General features: G+C 61.0%; 18 protein-coding genes and 1 pseudogene. 12 read left to right on the top strand and 7 right to left on the bottom strand.

Annotated features, from left to right (window positions below; translation table 11 throughout):
- Window positions 1–122 precede the first annotated feature (122 nt).
- The 3 genes from HB676_RS25980 (at window position 123) to HB676_RS25990 (ending at window position 2,371) form a co-directional block, all read left to right on the top strand.
- Window positions 123–1,568 carry a DEAD/DEAH box helicase gene (locus HB676_RS25980; protein WP_213741321.1) on the top strand — a complete coding sequence of 482 codons (1,446 nt, stop codon included), beginning with the start codon at window positions 123–125 and terminating at the stop codon, window positions 1,566–1,568.
- Between the two features lie 24 nt (window positions 1,569–1,592).
- Window positions 1,593–1,877 (top strand): translation initiation factor IF-1, encoded by a 285-nt coding sequence (gene infA / locus HB676_RS25985; protein ID WP_213741322.1) that lies wholly within the window; start codon window positions 1,593–1,595, stop codon window positions 1,875–1,877.
- 281 nt (window positions 1,878–2,158) lie between these two features.
- A complete protein-coding gene (locus HB676_RS25990; RefSeq protein ID WP_011474122.1) occupies window positions 2,159–2,371 on the top strand; it encodes a cold-shock protein in 213 nt (70 codons plus the stop codon).
- 145 nt (window positions 2,372–2,516) lie between these two features.
- On the opposite strand, the gene HB676_RS25995 is transcribed toward HB676_RS25990, so the two are convergent.
- From HB676_RS25995 to HB676_RS26010, 4 genes are all read right to left on the bottom strand, one after another.
- Window positions 2,517–3,305, bottom strand: a complete 789-nt coding sequence (locus tag HB676_RS25995; RefSeq protein WP_249780477.1) for a TadE/TadG family type IV pilus assembly protein — start codon at window positions 3,303–3,305, stop codon at window positions 2,517–2,519.
- Window positions 3,200–3,751: a TadE/TadG family type IV pilus assembly protein gene (locus HB676_RS26000; protein ID WP_213741323.1), complete on the bottom strand. Its 552-nt coding sequence runs from the start codon at window positions 3,749–3,751 to the stop codon at window positions 3,200–3,202. The genes HB676_RS25995 and HB676_RS26000 overlap by 106 nt, the downstream gene beginning before the upstream one ends.
- Before the next feature lie 130 nt (window positions 3,752–3,881).
- A complete protein-coding gene (gene cpaB, locus HB676_RS26005; RefSeq protein ID WP_213741324.1) occupies window positions 3,882–4,700 on the bottom strand; it encodes a Flp pilus assembly protein CpaB in 819 nt (272 codons plus the stop codon).
- A gap of 217 nt (window positions 4,701–4,917) precedes the next feature.
- Window positions 4,918–5,745 (bottom strand): sterol desaturase family protein, encoded by an 828-nt coding sequence (locus HB676_RS26010; RefSeq protein ID WP_213741325.1) that lies wholly within the window; start codon window positions 5,743–5,745, stop codon window positions 4,918–4,920.
- Between the two features lie 326 nt (window positions 5,746–6,071).
- Here HB676_RS26010 and HB676_RS26015 point away from each other — a divergent pair, with 326 nt between their 5' ends.
- The 9 genes and pseudogenes from HB676_RS26015 to HB676_RS26055 all read left to right on the top strand — a co-directional run bounded on the left by HB676_RS26015 (window position 6,072) and on the right by HB676_RS26055 (window position 14,636).
- Window positions 6,072–6,236 (top strand): Flp family type IVb pilin, encoded by a 165-nt coding sequence (locus tag HB676_RS26015; RefSeq protein ID WP_213741326.1) that lies wholly within the window; start codon window positions 6,072–6,074, stop codon window positions 6,234–6,236.
- A gap of 619 nt (window positions 6,237–6,855) precedes the next feature.
- Window positions 6,856–7,380: a prepilin peptidase gene (locus tag HB676_RS26020; protein ID WP_213741327.1), complete on the top strand. Its 525-nt coding sequence runs from the start codon at window positions 6,856–6,858 to the stop codon at window positions 7,378–7,380.
- A gap of 129 nt (window positions 7,381–7,509) precedes the next feature.
- Window positions 7,510–7,593, top strand: a pseudogene (locus HB676_RS26025) (Flp pilus assembly protein CpaB); the annotation flags it as partial.
- Window positions 7,594–7,682: 89 nt separating this feature from the next.
- Complete coding sequence (locus HB676_RS26030) at window positions 7,683–9,143, top strand: type II and III secretion system protein family protein (protein WP_213741328.1); 1,461 nt, start codon at window positions 7,683–7,685, stop codon at window positions 9,141–9,143.
- Between the two features lie 20 nt (window positions 9,144–9,163).
- Complete coding sequence (locus tag HB676_RS26035) at window positions 9,164–9,904, top strand: CpaD family pilus assembly protein (RefSeq protein WP_213741329.1); 741 nt, start codon at window positions 9,164–9,166, stop codon at window positions 9,902–9,904.
- Window positions 9,901–11,169, top strand: coding sequence for an AAA family ATPase (locus HB676_RS26040; protein WP_213741330.1), 1,269 nt, complete (start codon window positions 9,901–9,903; stop codon window positions 11,167–11,169). Before HB676_RS26035 ends, HB676_RS26040 begins: the two co-directional genes overlap by 4 nt.
- 21 nt (window positions 11,170–11,190) lie before the next feature.
- Window positions 11,191–12,663: an ATPase, T2SS/T4P/T4SS family gene (locus tag HB676_RS26045; protein WP_213741331.1), complete on the top strand. Its 1,473-nt coding sequence runs from the start codon at window positions 11,191–11,193 to the stop codon at window positions 12,661–12,663.
- Between the two features lie 11 nt (window positions 12,664–12,674).
- Window positions 12,675–13,652: a type II secretion system F family protein gene (locus tag HB676_RS26050; protein ID WP_213741332.1), complete on the top strand. Its 978-nt coding sequence runs from the start codon at window positions 12,675–12,677 to the stop codon at window positions 13,650–13,652.
- Window positions 13,653–13,661: 9 nt separating this feature from the next.
- Window positions 13,662–14,636 (top strand): type II secretion system F family protein, encoded by a 975-nt coding sequence (locus HB676_RS26055; protein ID WP_213741333.1) that lies wholly within the window; start codon window positions 13,662–13,664, stop codon window positions 14,634–14,636.
- A 166-nt stretch (window positions 14,637–14,802) separates the two neighbouring features.
- Here the strand turns inward: HB676_RS26055 and HB676_RS26060 are convergent, their stop codons facing one another.
- The 3 genes from HB676_RS26060 to HB676_RS26070 form a co-directional block, all read right to left on the bottom strand.
- A complete protein-coding gene (locus HB676_RS26060) occupies window positions 14,803–15,612 on the bottom strand; it encodes a tetratricopeptide repeat protein (RefSeq protein ID WP_213741334.1) in 810 nt (269 codons plus the stop codon).
- 164 nt (window positions 15,613–15,776) lie between these two features.
- Window positions 15,777–15,980: a hypothetical protein gene (locus tag HB676_RS26065; protein ID WP_213741335.1), complete on the bottom strand. Its 204-nt coding sequence runs from the start codon at window positions 15,978–15,980 to the stop codon at window positions 15,777–15,779.
- A 156-nt stretch (window positions 15,981–16,136) separates the two neighbouring features.
- Window positions 16,137–16,355 (bottom strand): hypothetical protein, encoded by a 219-nt coding sequence (locus tag HB676_RS26070; RefSeq protein ID WP_213741336.1) that lies wholly within the window; start codon window positions 16,353–16,355, stop codon window positions 16,137–16,139.
- Between the last annotated feature and the right edge of the window lie 18 nt (window positions 16,356–16,373).

A 16,373-nucleotide genomic window follows, 5' to 3' on the forward strand; every position in this document is an offset into this window, starting at 1 on the left:
CGTTTAACGGTTTCTGGCTTGCCCCTTCAGCTAACCAAAACCGACGCCCCAAACACGCGGGTGTCTCCAAGACACCCCCTCGCGCGCTCCCAGCGATTGATGCCGGGCGCCTGCTTTTTACAATGGAAAGAAACCACCTTTTGACCTCCTTTCAGGACTTCGGCCTCGCCGAACCCATCTCGCGTGCGCTCAAAGAAGAGAATTACGTCACGCCCACGCCCATCCAGGCTCAGACCATTCCGCTCGCAATCACCGGCCGTGACGTTATTGGCATCGCCCAGACCGGTACCGGCAAGACCGCGTCGTTCGCGCTTCCGATCCTGCATCGCCTGCTGGAGAACCGCATCAAGCCGCAGCCCAAGACCTGCCGCGTGCTGGTGCTCAGCCCGACGCGCGAATTGTCAGGGCAGATTCTCGAGAGCTTCAACGCCTATGGCCGTCACATCCGCCTGACTTCAGCGCTGGCGATCGGCGGCGTCCCGATGGGTCGCCAGGTCCGCTCGATCATGCAGGGCGTCGATGTCCTGGTGGCCACGCCCGGCCGCCTGCTCGATCTCGTGCAGAGCAACGGGTTGAAGCTCGGCCAGGTCGAGTTTCTCGTGCTCGACGAAGCCGACCGCATGCTCGACATGGGCTTCATCAACGACATCCGGAAGATCGTCGCCAAATTGCCGATCAAGCGCCAGACGCTGTTCTTCTCGGCGACGATGCCCAAGGATATCGCCGAACTCGCCGAACAGATGCTGCGCGATCCGGCCCGCGTCGCCGTGACGCCGGTCGCCTCGACGGTCGAGCGCATCAGCCAGCGTATCCTGCTGGTCGATCATTCGGCCAAGCCGACCTTGCTGGCGCAGCTTCTCAAGCAGGAGCCGGTCAATCGCGCGCTGATCTTCACCCGCACCAAACACGGCGCGGACAAGGTGGTGAAGGGCCTCGCACGAGCCGGCATCACCGCCGACGCGATCCATGGCAACAAGTCGCAAAATCACCGTGAGCGGGTGCTGGCGGCATTTCGCTCCGGCGAGATCCGCACCCTGGTCGCCACCGACATTGCCGCCCGCGGCATCGATGTCGACGGCATCAGCCATGTGGTGAATTTCGACCTTCCCAACATCCCCGAGACCTATGTCCATCGCATCGGCCGCACCGCGCGTGCCGGCGCCGAGGGCGTCGCGATCTCGCTGGTCGCCTCCGGCGACGAGATGACCTATCTGCGCGATATCGAAAAGCTGATCCGCATCGCGTTGCCGAGGGAAGACCGCCGCACGCCCGGTCATCGCGACGCAGCCCCGGCGCCGACCCAGCATCGCAGTGGGCGCCCCGGCCCGCGCTCGCATGGGTCGCGCACAAATGAAGCCGCGCCGGGATCGAAAGGTCCTCGCCGTCACCGCCGTCCCGGTGGTAACAATGCCGCTCCGCAAACCAACCGTCATGAGGGCAGTCGGCAGGAGCCGCAGCGTCCGGCGCAGGGAAACAGCAAGGCTGAGGGGATGCAGGGCGTTGCTTTTTTGCACCGCGAAAGCCGTCCCAATACCCAACCCAATCGCACCCACCGGCCCCAACGCTAACGTTCGATCGATCTGGAGATACAAATGGCTAAAGAAGAGCTGATCCAGTTCGAAGGACTGGTGACTGAAATCCTCCCCGATGCGCGATACCGCGTCCAGCTCGACGCTGGACACGAGATCGTCGCCTACACCGCGGGAAAGATGAAAAAGAACCGGATCAAGACGCTGGCCGGTGACCGGGTGACGATCGAGATGTCGCCCTACGATCTGGAAAAAGGCCGGCTGATATTCCGCCACAAGGACGAACGTCCGGGTGGTGGACCGCCGCGCAGTGGTGCACCGCCGCGCGGCCAGTTCCGCCGCAGGTAAGGGCGCTCAAAGCCTGCCCTGAAAGCATGCACGACAAGATCGTATCGACGCCCGGTAACAGCCTGCAACTGTAGACCGGGCGCCGATCAAAAAATCGTGCACGTCAGGATTGTTTTGGGGACTGGCTTCGCATAATATAGACTATCGATTTTCGGCCGGACGACATTAGCTATCCACCGGTACAGCCGGTTTAGACGCTGACGACCCTTCCAAAAATTCGATCTCACCAGCCCATGTAAAGTGGGCTTCGACTATATCTATCTTGAGAAGGGACTACCCCCGTGAGCATGGGAACCGTGAAGTGGTTTAACGCGACAAAGGGCTTCGGCTTCATTCAACCGGATGACGGTGGCAACGACGTGTTCGTGCACATCAGCGCCGTAGAACGCGCCGGACTCGGAACGCTGCGTGAAGGCCAGAAGATCAGCTACGAAATCGTTGCCGATCGTCGCTCTGGCAAGTCTTCGGCCGACAATCTGCGCGCCGCCGGCTAAGCGAATTTCGATCCGGCCCGCCAGGCCGGACTTTCGAAATTCGATCCGCATCAAATCAAATAAAAAAGGCCGTGCTAACCGCGCGGCCTTTTGTTTTTGCGTCCTTTTGTTTTCGCGTCTGTTCGCGGACAGCGCGCCGCCGACGTCAGGGCGTCGGGCAAGTGTTGGCCGGGACGGCGCTCACGGCCGTGTAAGTCAGGCAAGAGAACTGACGCGGCTTTGTATAGGCGCTGTCTTTCAGCGTGATCGCGGTCTTCATCACGTAGCCGACTGCGGGTGTATAAACGTAGTTCACCTCGCTCAGGATCAGATAAGTTTGTTTAACCAGTAGCCCCGAGGGCACCAAACTTGTGACGACATCATTGGTATTGCGGCCTGAGGTTACCAGCGTTGCCTGCGTAGCGCCGGCCCCAAAGGTCGCAGCCTTGCTCCATTGAATCGTCGCTTTCTTGTTTATGTCGATATAAATCTGCGAAATCGTGGCGGTTGCGGGCGGCGCCAAATAGGGCTGAAAAATCGCGATCGCCGAGGTGAACACATTCTGAATATATGAATCGGTAACGTCCGGCGCCGTCGTTTGAGAAGCCGATGAACTGGAGAGCTGAGACGTCAGATCGGACAGCGTCCGCGCCACCAGCGTTGTCTTGCGATCGACCGCCACACCGGACGAAAGCTCGATCGTGCCAAAGAACATTACCAGCATGATCGGAACAATGACGGAGAATTCGACGGCCGAATTGCCGCGACAATTCTCAATCAAATCGACGACGACGCGACGCGCACGAAGCCAGATGCCGGACATTGAAGTCGCCTTCATCGCGCGGTCCCTCAATAAGGCTCGTTCTTGAACGCCGCTGCGGCCACAAGCAGCCGTTTGCTCGTGCAGTTCGGGGTCGTGATGTTGTAGCCAAGCCCGGTGACGAACAACGGCCATTGATAGGCCAGCTTCACCAGAACGATGTCGCCGGGGCCGCCAGGGTTGTACTGCAAATTGTTGAAGTTGCAGCTTCCATCGATCAGGGTGCCGACCGCCATCGAGCCGGAAAACGCCGGCCAGCTCTCCACGTCGATGGCGACGTTGGCGCAGGTGAACAGCGCCGGAATTTGCGGGCAGACGACATTCGTCTGAAACTGCGCCATGGTGGTGTAGCCCGCGGTCTGCGTCTGTCCGGTGAGGATGGAGCGCGCGGAATTCTGCGTGATGGTTTCAAGCACCTGATTGGCGAAAAACATGATCGCTGTCTCGATAATCGCAAACAGCAGCGCAAAGAACATTGGTGCGACCAGGGCGAATTCGACCGCAGCCGACCCGCCGCGGCTACGGCGAAATCGGCGCAAGAGGTTATTGGCGGAGGCGGAGGAATCGGCGGGCGACGGCATCGTGCAGAACCCCAAATGGCAGAGATGGCCGCCGTCAGTATTAGGAGAGATTCATTGTAGAAAGCTTGCGGCCGGTCAGAACAAACTGCCTGTTCGCATCAACCGGTCGTTAACCACATCGAACGGCCGATTAGGTGCCGTTGCCCCGCTTGCACATCGGCGTGCAGGAATAAGTCTCGCGTTCATCCGCGCCGCGAAACACCGTGATCAAGTTAGCATTCGCGTTGTCGGTGCGAGGGGCCTCCTGGGCATGGGCATCGACCATGCTGCGCAACGCCAGCGAGAGCGTGCCGCTCTGGCGGGCCTTGGCGAGAATCTCGGCTTGCCCGGGCTTCAATTCAAGCGTTGCCGTCCGGCCGACGACCGCATTCTGGCCGTCCTTTTCCCGGGGCGCCTGATCGATGGCAAGGACGCGGACATTGCTCAGAACAACTTCGGAAACAACGTAGTCCGGCGAATTCGGACGATCCGCGTTCTTTTCACGCCGCGACAGCAGCACATCCACGCGATCGTTGGGCAGGATAAAGCCACCGGCGCCGGTCTCGGGCGAGATTTCCGTCGAAACCGCGCGCATGCCGCTGGGCAATACCGCGGCCATGAATCCGGAGCCGTTGGCCTTGACCAGTTTCAACTCACGGATCGGTTCACCGGCAATGAAGGGATAGCGCGCGATCGATCCAACGATCTGGTTGGTCGCATCGGGACGATCGGAGCGGCGAATGAAATTGTTGCTCGTTGTCGCAGCCGGCCATGTCTGCCACTGCATATCGTCCGGGCCGACAGACTGTCCCAACCCGATATCGGATTTTGCCACCAGGACGTCTACCGTCGGCATCGCCGGAGGCGCTTCGGTGACGACCGTCTTGGGGTCGGAGCCGCTTGCCAGATAGGCTGCAACGCCACCGGCGGCCAAAGCGATGCCTAGAACTACAATGCGCGCGGTCTTCATACGCTTTTACTCTCTACGCTACCAACTGACGCCAAGCCCTCTGACTACTTAACCCTGCACATCCAACCGGTACGCGGTGAACGGCAACCGGACATAACTAACCAGACTTAACTAACCCGACTTGAACCAACCAGATTTGGGCTAATCTGGGCTTAATTGATGAACGAACTGCAAATCGGCGGCCGGCAACGCGACCGATCGCCTGCCCTCCCGGATCCTACTGCCGGAACGGATAGGCCAGCTGGCCGACGATCTCGGTCGGCATCGGCGCCCCGTCGATGCCATACTGCTCGGGGAGCCGGTTGGCCGGCATCCGGAAGGTCCCGAACAGGATATCCCAGATCGGAAATGTCCCGGCAAAATTGGTATCGCCGCCCTCTTCGAGCGAGGTGTGATGCCAGCGGTGGAACACCGGCGTCGCCAGCACGTATTTGAACGGCCCCAGCGTCCAGTTGAGATTGGCGTGGACGAAGGCCGAGTGGAACGTCGTGAACGGGCCGACCCAGAGCATGATGTTGGGCGAGATGCCGGCCATCAGCAATACGACGTCGACCATGATGGTGCCGAAGAAGAGGTTGGTCGGATGGAAACGCGCCGCCGAAATCCACTCGAGCTCTTCCGAGGAATGATGGACCGCGTGATACTTCCAGAACCCACCGCCGTGAAACATCCGGTGCAGCCAGTACAGCATGAAGTCCGACAGGATCAGGAACAGCGCCGCCTGGCACCACAGCGGCAGTTCGGACAGCGGACCATGGCCATTGTCGTAGAAAGCGATCAGCGCGTCAGGGTCGTGAATGTTGAAGACCACGGCGGCGCCGAGCACCAGCAGACCGATGCGCAGCACGCGCGCGAACAGGGGAACGAAGAACCAGTAGCAGATATCGGTGATCAATTCGCGCTTGCGCCACCAGGGCGTACCGGGATTGCAGGCCCAGAAATGGCTCAGCACCGAGAACACCAATGCCAGCACGATCGTGATGGGGATGACCTTGGCGATCGTCTCGCTGAACATTTCGATTATCTGGACGGGTAGACTGGACATGAAGGCCTCATCCGATCGGGTGCTTCAGGGATAGTCCCGCCGGCTTAAGGAGCCGTAAACCAGCACATTCGGCATCTCTGCAGACAGGCGCGTGAGCACAACAAGCGCACTCCAAAAGCATGATCGAAAACGCGATCCGATTTGACCAATCACCTTAAGTCCAAATTTACTCTGCGGAAGAACAGCCGGTTCCAGGCAGGTTTGCGCAGTCGAATTAACTGTGCCGCAATTTGTCCGACCTTAGGGTAGCGCCATGGTCACGGTGCTGAGAACGCCGGCGAGACCAAATTTAGTTCGACCAGCCACGTGTACACATGGAGTTACCTATGAAGAACCTGATTGCCCGTTTCGTGAAGGATCAGTCCGGCGCTACCGCCATCGAATACGGCCTGATTGCAGCCGGCATTTCGCTCGCGATCATTGCTGCCGTTAACGGTCTCGGCACGACCCTGAACGCCAAGTTCACCACGATCAACAGCTCGCTGAAATAAGCGACTGTTCCTGACTGGGAAAAGAGCCTCGGCCCCGCCGGGGCTCTTTTTTGATTCATGACGGCTTGCGTTCACGCCGACGGCATGACGCATCGCTTCGAATACATCGCTGGGGAAGGTCAGGCCCGCACACAGGCGATCAACTGAATCGATCGAAGCCGGCACTGACGACGATGCAATTATGGCCGCAGATAACCGGCGCGCACCAATGCGCGGTACAAGACAGACGACAAGCAACTGCGCCATGAAAAAAGCGGCAGCCAGTTTCGTTAGTTAATTCGGCGTTAGACGTTTCGATAAAAAGTGATTGGCGCCGGCGACGAGAGCAGTCATCCTCGTCTTTATCGCCCACCGGCCTTTTGCCTGTTCCCGTTGAGTATGAGTATGCGTAACCGAGCTTCCCCTTCAACCGCGAAGAAGGATCCCGTTGCGATTTCGCCTGCAGCGCCGACGGAACTGGTCTGTCTCGCATTGGCACTGGCGCTTGTCGCCCTGCTGACCCGGATCGCAAGTCTCTGGTAGTCGGCCGCCTGGGTAATGCGGCCGCCCGTTTCCCGATTGTTCATCTCTCGCCGTTAGGTTCGAAAGCCCATCCCATGGCCACGGGCTGCGTAAACTCATGCTTCTTGACCTTGCACGCCTCCTGCTGTTTCCAGCCTTGATGGCGTTCGCGGCAGCGAGCGACCTCTTCACCATGACGATTTCAAATCGGGTGTCGCTGGCGCTGGTGGCGGGCTTCCTTGTGCTCGCCCTCCTGAGCGGCATGGGAGCTTACGATATCCTCTCGCATCTGGCGGCCGGCGCGACCGTACTCCTGGTGGCTTTCGCGTGCTTCGCTTTTGGCTGGGTCGGCGGCGGCGACGCCAAGGTCGCGGCCAGCGCCGCGCTCTGGTTCGGCTTTGGCCATCTGATGAACTATCTGGTCTATGCGTCGCTGTTCGGCGGCGTCCTGACCCTGGTGCTGCTCCAGTTCCGGCAGTGGCCGCTGCCCTATTCGCTCGCCGGCCAGACCTGGCTGCTCCGGCTGCATGCCAAGGAAAGCGGCATCCCCTACGGCATCGCGCTCGCCATCGGCGCGCTGATGATCTATCCGGAGACGGAATGGATCAGAGCCGTCGACCTGTCACACTTCGTCGCTCGCTGAGCCGACCTCAAAGTAAACCCGCCGTTAAGGCGATTTAGATACGCCTCATTAACCATGCTTTGACGAATAGCTGGTCAACTCCCATCACGGCGGCGGAAGCGTCGCGGCGTAATGTGGAAAGTGAAGCGTATGAATACCGCGCGCATTGTGGTCCTGACCATCGCTGTCGGTGCCGGCGGCCTCGCCGCCTGTCCCGCGAATGGGTCCGACAACACGCTTTTCCCGACTGACACCATCCATGTGGCTCGCGACGGCGTCTTGCGCCCGACCACGACACAGACGTGACCAAGAGGACGCACGATATGAAATGCAGGGGAAATCAGCTGTTGATGCGGACTTTCGTAGTCCGCGCCCTGTCGTTTTCGGCTGCCGCAGCGCTGACGCTCAACCCGGCTTTAGCCCCGGCCATCGCAGGCGATGTTCGGGCCACCGCGGCGCCGGTCGCCGCCGACGGCCAGATGAATGCACGGTTTCTCGCGCTCGGGGTCGGCAAATCGATCGTGATCGATCTGCCGCGTGACATCAAGGACGTGCTGATCGCCGATCCCAAGATCGCAACCGCGGTGATCCGCAGCGCACAACGCGCCTACATCATTGGCGCGACTGTCGGCCAGACCAACATCGTATTCTTCGATGCTTCCGGCCAGCAAATCGCCGCCTACGATATTGCCGTCAAAAGGGACCTCAATGGCCTGCGCGGCGTACTGAAGCAGACGCTGCCGAACGCCGATATCCAGGTCGAGGGCCTCGGCGACGGCGTCATCCTGACCGGCACGGCAGCGACCCCGATGGAGGCCCAGCAGGCGGCCGATCTCGCTGCACGGCTCGTCGGCGACGTCGGCAGGGTTACGAACTCCGTCACGGTTCGTGGCCGCGATCAGGTGATGCTCAAGGTGACGGTCGCCGAAGTTGCGCGATCGATCATCAAGCAGATGGGCGTCGATCTCAGCGCATCCCTGAGCTACGGCACCTCCGCCGTGACCTTCAACAATGCCAACCCGTTCACCGCCAACGGGCAGGCGATCACCAGCAATTCCATCGTGGGATCCTTCGGTTCCACGCCATCTGTCACAGCGACCATCCGGGCGATGGAAAGTGCGGGCGTGGTACGAACGCTGGCGGAGCCTAATCTGACCGCGATTTCGGGTGAATCCGCGACCTTCATCGCCGGCGGCGAATTCCCGGTCCCCACCGGCGTGACCTGTCAAACACAGGCCTCCGGTGCGGTCGGGCAATGCTCGCCTTCGATCGCCTTCAAGAAGTTCGGCATTTCACTCAACTTCACCCCGGTCGTGCTCACGGAAGGCCGGATCAGCCTGCGGGTGATGACGGAAGTCTCCGAAGTCTCCAGCGACAACTCGATCAACATCAGCGGCCTTACGGTTCCTTCGCTCAAGACCCGCCGCGCCGAAACGACGCTGGAAATTCCCTCCGGCGGCTCGATGGCGATGGCCGGCCTGATCCAGGACCAGACCAAACAGGCCATCAACGGACTGCCCGGCCTCTCGACATTGCCGGTGCTGGGCTCGCTGTTCCGCAGCCGGGACTTTCTCAATAACCAGACCGAGCTGATGGTGATGGTAACGCCCTACATCGTTCGGGCCGTCGCACAGAAAGACCTTTCGCGTCCGGATGACGGGTTCGCCGCAGCGGCCGATCCGCAAGCGGACCTGCTCGGCAGCATCAACCGCATCTATGGCGTCCCCGGACGCACCGAACCGGCCAAGAATTATCGCGGCACCTACGGCTTTATCACGGACTGAGACGGGACGAGGACGAAACGATGACAGCAAGAACACCCGTCGATCGAAAGCGAGCCTTCCGCAATGCTGCGGCGCTCGCCGGACTTGCCATGACGCTGGGCGCCTGCATGCACACGGATAATGCGGCGGCGCCGTTGAGTTATTCCGACGATTACCGCCAGCGCCATCCGATCGCGATCCAGGAAGCCGACCGCGCCATCGTTATCTTTGTCGGCCATGCGCGTGGCGGTCTTTCCGCCTCCCAGCGCGCCGACGTGATGGGACTGGCGCAGCTCTGGCTGCAGGAGGGAACCGGCGCGATCATCGCCGATTTGCCGGTCAACACGCCTAACGCACGGGCGGCCGGGGACGCACTCCACGAAGTTCAGGCCCTGCTTGTAGCGGCCGGTGTGCCTGCGCACGGGCTCGTCGTTCGGAACTATCATCCGGCTGACCCGCGCCAGCTCGCCACGATACGGTTGAATTATCCGAAGATCTCGGCGGTTGCCGGGCCTTGCGGATTGTGGCCGGAAGATCTCGGACCCGCGATCAGCAACAAGAACTATCTCGAAAACAAGCAGTACTACAATTTCGGATGCGCCTATCAGCGTAACATGGCCGCGATGATCGACAATCCGGCTGATCTCGTGCAACCGCGGTCCGAAACTCCTGCCTATACGATACGGCGCTCGGAAGCCTTCGAAAAATACCGCAAGGGCACCACCAGCGCGACCGCCTATCCCGAAGCCGACAAGGCCAAACTCAGCGACACAGGCAAATGATCAACTACGCCCGCCAAAACACCGACGAGCAGACGGACGTCACACCGCCGACCGCGGACGATCATATCGCTCCCGCGCCGCGCGTGTCTGTGCAGGCCTTCTGCGAAACGGTGGAAACCGCCGCCGCGGTGCAGTCGGCAGGCGAAGACCGTCGTCTCGACAAGGCCCATCTCAAGATTCAAATGGGCGGCATGACGGCCGCCACCGAGGCCTATCGTACCGCGCCGACCCCGAACGTGATCATCCTGGAGACCGAAGGCCGCAACGATATCCTGGGAGGACTGGACCAACTCGCAAGCGTCTGCGACCCGGGAACGCGAGTCGTCGTGATCGGCCGCGTCAACGACGTCACGCTCTACCGCGAACTGGTGCGCCGTGGCGTCAGCGACTACGTGATTGCGCCGGTCACCGCGATCGACGTGGTGCGTTCGATCTGCGGCCTGTTTTCGTCTTCGGAAGCGAAGGCCGTCGGCAGGATCATCGCCGTCGTTGGCGCCAAGGGCGGCGTCGGCGCGTCCACCGTCGCGCACAATGTCGCCTGGGCCATCGCGCGCGATCTCGCGCTGGATTCAGTGGTGGCCGATCTCGATCTCGCATTCGGCACGGCCGGCCTCGACTACAACCAGGATCCCCCGCAGGGGATCGCCGATGCGGTATTTTCGCCCGATCGCGTCGATACCGCGTTCATCGACCGGCTGCTGTCGAAATGCACCGACCATCTCAGTCTGTTGGCAGCGCCGGCGACGCTCGACCGGGTCTACGATTTCGGCGTCGACGCCTTCGATTCGATCTTCGACACGCTTCGCACCACGATGCCCTGCATCGTGCTCGACATCCCCCATCAATGGTCGGGATGGACCAAGCGCGCGCTGGTGGCGGCGGACGACATTCTGATCGTCGCGTCACCCGACCTCGCCAATCTGCGCAACACCAAGAATATTTTCGATCTGTTAAAGGCTTCGCGGCCCAACGACCGGTTGCCGCTGTATTGTCTTAACCAGGTCGGTGTACCGAAACGTCCGGAGATCAACGCAACCGAGTTCGCCAAGGCTATCGAAAGTCCACCTATCGTTTCCATCCCCTTCGATCCGCAGATGTTCGGCTCGGCGGCCAACAACGGCCAGATGATCGCGGAAATATCCGCCGGACATCGCACCACCGAAATGTTTCTGCAGATCGCGCAGCGGTTGACAGGCCGCGGCGAGACCAAAAAGCCACGGGGTTCGTTCCTGTCGCCCCTGATCGACAAGTTGCGGGGAAAATAACGCCCCGCGTGGAGTATCGTCGTGTTTGGTAAGCGTAGCGGAACAGATGGCGATGTGCGGGCTTCGAAGCCCGCTGCAGGCGTGCCGGAAGCACCTTCGAGTGCGGCGCCTGCCATTTCGCGCAACACGGCTGCGCCCACCGTCTCTTCGCCGCCATTGTCGCCGGCCAAATCGGCGCCCCCACCGCCGGCCGCCGAAACGCGGCGATCGGATTCCTATTATCAGGTCAAGGCGACGATCTTCGGCGCCCTGATCGAGGCGATCGATCTTGCCCAGCTCGCCAAGCTTGACGGCGAATCGGCGCGCGAGGAAATTCGCGACATCGTCAATGAGATCATCGCGATCAAGAACATCGTGATGTCGATCGCCGAGCAGGAAGAACTGCTCGACGATATCTGCAACGACGTTCTCGGGTATGGTCCGCTTGAGCCGCTGTTGTCGCGCGACGACATCTCCGACATCATGGTCAATGGCGCCGGAACGGTGTTCATCGAAGTCGCCGGCCGCATCCAGCGCACCGGCATTCGCTTCCGCGACAATCAGCAATTGCTGAACATCTGCCAGCGCATCGTCAGCCAGGTCGGCCGGCGTGTCGATGAATCCTCGCCGATCTGCGACGCGCGCCTCGCCGACGGCTCCCGCGTCAACGCCATCGTGCCGCCGCTGGCGCTCGACGGCCCCGCATTGACGATCCGCAAGTTCAAAAAGGACAAGCTGACGCTGGACCAATTGGTCAAATTCGGCGCGATTTCGCCGGAAGGCGCGACCATTCTGCAGATCATCGGGCGCTGCCGGGCCAACGTGCTGATCTCCGGCGGTACCGGCTCCGGCAAGACCACGCTGCTCAATTGCCTGACCAATTACATCGACGACGAAGAACGCATCATCACCTGCGAAGACGCCGCGGAACTTCAACTGCAGCAGCCGCATGTGGTTCGACTGGAAACCCGGCCGCCCAACATCGAGGGCGAAGGCCAGATCACCATGCGTGAACTGGTCCGCAACTGCCTGCGTATGCGGCCGGAACGCATCATCGTCGGCGAAGTCCGCGGACCCGAAGCGTTCGACCTTTTGCAGGCCATGAACACGGGTCACGACGGTTCAATGGGAACGCTGCACGCCAACAATCCGCGCGAAGCCCTGTCACGCTGCGAATCGATGATCACGATGGGCGGCTTCTCGCTGCCTTCGCGGACCATTCGCGAGATGATCTGCGCCTCGATCGACGTCATTATTCAGGCCGCCCGTCTGCGCGACGGCTCCCGCCGCATCACCCACGTCACCGAAGTGATGGGCATGGAAGGCGACACCATCATCACCCAGGACCTGTTCCTGTATGACATGGTCGGCGAAGACGCCAACGGGAACATCCTTGGCCGGCACCGTTCGACAGGCATCGGACGGCCGCGCTTCTGGGATCGTGCGCGGTATTACGGTGAAGAGAAGCGGCTCGCCGCGGCCCTCGACGCCGCTGAAGTTGTCGTGGAAGTCTGAGGAGCCACGCCATGAAAATGCAAGCACTCGCCCTCGCCTTTCTCGCCGCAGCCGCCATCGGCGGCCTGGCATGGGTCTTCCTCTATCCCTTGCTGTCGGGGCAGAACAAGGCCGAGAGCCGCCGCGCCTCCGTCGCCAAGCCGGAGCCGGCAGCCGCGCGCCAGACCGACAAGGCCCAGCGGTCGCGTCGCGAACAAGTCGAAGGATCGCTGAAGGAAGTCGAAGCGCGGCGCCAGAAGGACAAGAAGGTCTCGCTGACCACCCGTCTTACCCAGGCCGGCCTGTCCTGGTCGCCCCAGAAATTCATGATCGCCTCCGGCATCCTGGCGGCCGTTTGCTTCGCGATGACGATACTGGGCGGCGGCGGCCTGCTTGGCGCAGGCGGCCTGGCGTTTGCCGCAGGCTTCGGCCTGCCACGCTGGATCCTCAGCTTCCTCAAGAAGCGTCGGGAGAAGAACTTTCTCAAGGCGCTGCCGGACGCCGTCGACGTGATCGTTCGCGGCATCAAGGCCGGCCTGCCGCTGTTTGAATCCCTCAAGGTGGTCGCGGCCGATTCACCTGAGCCGCTCAAGAGCGAATTCCTGGCCATCATCGAAACCCAGGCGATCGGCATGCCGCTCGGCGAAGCCTGCACGCGCCTGTTCGAACGGATGCCGGTTCCGGAGGCGAACTTCTTCGGGATTGTGATCGCGATTCAGCAGAAGTCCGGCGGCAATCTCTCCGAGGCCCTCGGCAACCTGTCCAAGGTGTTGCGCGATCGCAAGAAGATGGCCGAGAAGATTCAGGCCATGTCGATGGAAGCCAAGGCTTCCGCGGGCATCATCGGTTCGCTGCCGCCTATCGTGATGCTGCTCGTCTACCTCTCGACCCCCGATTATATCTCGCTGTTATGGACTCATCCGACCGGTCAATTGATGCTGGTCGGCTGCGTGATCTGGATGTCGCTCGGCATCCTGGTCATGAAGAAGATGATCAACTTCGACTTCTAATGGTGCCGTATGATTAGTTTTCTGATTGAAAAACTGCACGACGCACGGTTCATGACCATGCTGCTGGCGGCCATCGCCGTGAGCGCCACGGCCTACACGCTGATCATGCCGCTGTTTGCCAGCGAGGGGCTGGCAAAGCGCATGAAATCGGTTGCCAGCGAACGCGAGAGGATCCGGGCGCGGGAGCGCGATCGTCTCACCAAGACCGAAAAGGTAACGTTGCGCCAGACGCCGAAGCAACTCGTCTCCAGGGTCGTGGAAGACTTCAACCTCGGAAAATGGCTGGCGCAGGAAGCCGCGCGCGACAAGCTCACCATGGCCGGCTACCGCGGCCAGGCTCCCTATATCACGTTCCTGTTCTTCCGCCTGGTGACACCGATCGTGATGTTCATCGGGGCGGTGCTGTATGTTTTCGTCATCTCGCACATGGAGAAGACGATGCCGGTCAAGATCGGCATGTGCGTCGGCGCGGCCTATCTCGGCCTGCAGGCGCCGATGCTGTTCCTGAAGAATGCGATTTCAAAGCGCCAGCTCTCGATCAAGCGGGCGTTTCCCGATGCGCTCGATCTGCTGCTGATCTGTATCGAGTCCGGCATGTCAATCGAAGTCGCGTTCCGCAAAGTCAGCGTCGAGATCGGAACGCAGTCGGTGGCGCTGTCGGAAGAATTCACGCTGACCACCGCCGAGCTTTCCTATCTGCAGGACCGCAAGGTGGCTTACGAAAACCTGGCCAAGCGCACCGGCCTTGAGGGCGTCAAATCGGTCTGCCTGGCATTGCAGCAGTCGGAACGCTACGGAACGCCGCTCGGCCAGAGCTTGCGCGTGATGGCGCAGGAAAATCGCGACATGCGCATGAACGAAGCCGAGAAGAAGGCCGCGGCGCTGCCGCCGAAACTGACGGTGCCGATGATTCTGTTCTTTCTGCCGGTGCTGTTTGTCGTCATTCTCGGGCCGACCGGCATCAAGGTCGCCGCAATGCAATGACGCTGTCGGTAGCCGTGTACGCGAACGGCGCCTTACCCAACGGGCTTGTCGTCACCTGGCTCACCGGGTGGTCTGCGGGCGATTTGATCATCAGCCGACATGACGCAATCACCCGCTCTCGCGGGTGATGACGATCAGGCCGGTATCTATTTCGCTCGAAAACGCCCTAATCGGGATGGCTGAGAGACGCCACCGGCACTCTTCCGGCGCCACCGCGGGGATTGTCCTTGCGGCTCAGCATCTGTTTCAGATAGGCGACGTTGGCGGCGGCCTCATCGGCCGGCAGATCGGCCTTCACGATAGTTTCGGCCTCGGCGAAACGGCCTTGCAAGCCGACCACCAGGCCCAGATTTTGTCGCACCCGTGCATCGGCTCTGCCGGTGCCATAGGCTTTGCGAAGCACCTCTTCCGCCTTCGGCAGCTCGCCGGAGAGAACATAGGAAAGACCGAGATTGGAAAGCACCGACGGCTCGTCCGGCATGATCTTCAGCGCACTGGCGTAATAGCGGCGCGCTTCGTCGTGCTTGCCAAGCTGGTCGAGTGCGGTCCCCTGAACCGAAAGAATTCGCCAGTCGGGATTGGCGGGGGTGTGGGCACGGGCGAGAACGTCGAAGGCCTGCTGGAAATTACCATTGTCGGCGAGCGCCCGGCCGTAACCGGCCATCAGCTCCTTGTTGCCGGGATGAGCGATCGTGGCCTGCTCGAGCACGGCGGCAGCCTGGCTGCGCTGTCCGGTGGCACGCAGGGCCTGACCATAGGCAAGGGCGGCGGCGGCATCCTTGGGATCGGCACGGTAGCGCTCGCCATAGATTTCGACAGCGCGGCGCGGATCGGATTCGGGGGATTCGGCCTTCGGCGAAGGCGACAGAGACCCCGTGATATCGGACGTGGTCTGGCATCCGCCGAGCCCAGCGGCCAAAATCGCCGTCACGGCCGCGGACGCAAGAAGCCGGGCAAGGCTGGACTGCAGACGCATGGAACTTTGACTCACGATATCAGGCGATTTGATCGAGCCGAACGCGCCAGCAATAGGCTGTTAACCCTAACGGCGGGTTAATGCTTTCCCCCGGCACGGGACCCGCCGGTTTCAGGGGTAGTGCTGTGTATTGACATCCCGGCCGCGGGATCGGCCGCGATCCGTCAAAGCTCGATCGCCAGCCGTTTCCTGATTTCATCCACCCGCTTTTCCAGCGCGTCAAATCTGGCGTGAAGATTCCTGTCGTGAAGATAGAATATGTACCCCAACGCGATAAATCCGAAAATCCAGTGGTGACTTTCCACGTAGAGCAACACCTGCTCAACGCCATGAGCCACGGCAACAACCGCATCCAGCAAAAAATCCATCGCATTACCTGTTTAACAGAAAATAACCCCCCGGTCCGGAAAGAGTGCCCCGGGCTTTGCATGTCAAGATTCGTGCGCCCGACGACCTTTACGCCGGAAGGTCCGGAGGCAGGCACCCGGCATCACATGAATGAAGCGCCGTTCCGCCGCATCCGGCTATTTGTGATGCTTGCGCAGATAGGCATGCAGAGATTCCGTGCCGGTCTCGGCCAGCAAGGTCTTCAGCATCATGTCCTTGCGGCGGCCTTCCGCGAAATGCTCGCCGTATGTTTTGCGCAGCGACGCGACGCGCGTGTTGCCATGCTTCTTGTCGATACGGCCGGTGGTGTCGCGATGCCGACCGTCCAAACCCTTCTTTTTGGCTTTCTTGGCCATGTGACGCTCCCGAAATAT

The organism is Bradyrhizobium sp. dw_411, from assembly GCF_018449695.1.
In the GTDB taxonomy this organism is placed as follows: Bacteria; Pseudomonadota; Alphaproteobacteria; order Rhizobiales; family Xanthobacteraceae; genus Bradyrhizobium.